At 44.0% G+C, this 935-nt stretch carries 2 protein-coding genes; both read left to right on the top strand.

The window, feature by feature from the left end; genetic code table 11:
- Positions 1 to 591: uroporphyrinogen-III C-methyltransferase (locus A3729_RS01410; RefSeq protein WP_197475471.1), on the top strand; the 591-nt coding region annotated here is incomplete at its 5' end.
- Positions 588 to 935, top strand: a 348-nt coding sequence (locus A3729_RS01415; protein WP_304439679.1) for a heme biosynthesis HemY N-terminal domain-containing protein, incomplete at its 3' end; no start/stop codon positions are given. The genes A3729_RS01410 and A3729_RS01415, both read left to right, overlap by 4 nt.

Below are 935 nucleotides of genomic sequence, written 5' to 3' on the forward strand. Positions count from 1 at the left end.
TCTCACCTCGACCGTGAAGGTATGTTTATGCAACTCTCGGCTATCATTTCTTCTTTAGACGGCTTAAAAGAAAGCGCTTATTTAGACACGAGCAAGCCAGAGCCAGAACAAACACCAAGCCAGCGTTCATCACAAACTTCAGATCTTCCCGCATGGAAGCAAGCATGGCTGGAAGTATGGGGCGAGCTAAAGAAAGCAGTATTGATCCGGCGTTTGGATCACCCTGTCGCGCCTCTTATGGCGCCTGAGCAAAATTATTATCTGAAGCAGAATCTAAGACTGATGCTCGAACAAGCAAACCTTGCCTTACTAGAGCAAAACCAGGCTATTTTTACTCACAGCTTAAAACAAGCAAGCATTTGGCTAGAGAACTACTTTGATACTCAGGACAAACAAACGAAAACTCTGATTTCTAAACTCAAAAGTATGCAAACACTTCAAATAAGCTACGAAACACCCGATATTTCAAAGTCATTACGCTTACTGAAGACAAAAATTGAAGCCATGTATCTTAACCATAGCTTAGGCAAACTTTCCAACCCGACACCTTCAAGCACAGATAACAGTACCAAGCAGGAGCCAACACCATGAAGCGTTTACTCGTGTTGATTATTGTCGGCATGGCTCTAGCGCTTGGTGTTTCAGCGATTGTCAGCCATGACCCCGGATATGTTCGAATATCTTATGGAAACTGGCTAATAGAAAGTAATCTGGTCATCGCCGCACTCGCTATCGCTATTTTGCTTACTTTATTGGTATGGCTACTAGGGCTGAAACGTAAACTGGTGCATTCAAGCAAGTCTGTATCTAAGTGGTTTGGCCGTTCCGCCGAGTCAAGAGCTACGATAAAAACCGAGAAAGGTCTAATTGCACTACTTGAAGGCAACTGGGGCGTAGCGAGCAAGCTATTATCTAAATCTGCTACCAAGTCCCAT

This window comes from Oleiphilus sp. HI0043, assembly GCF_001634935.1.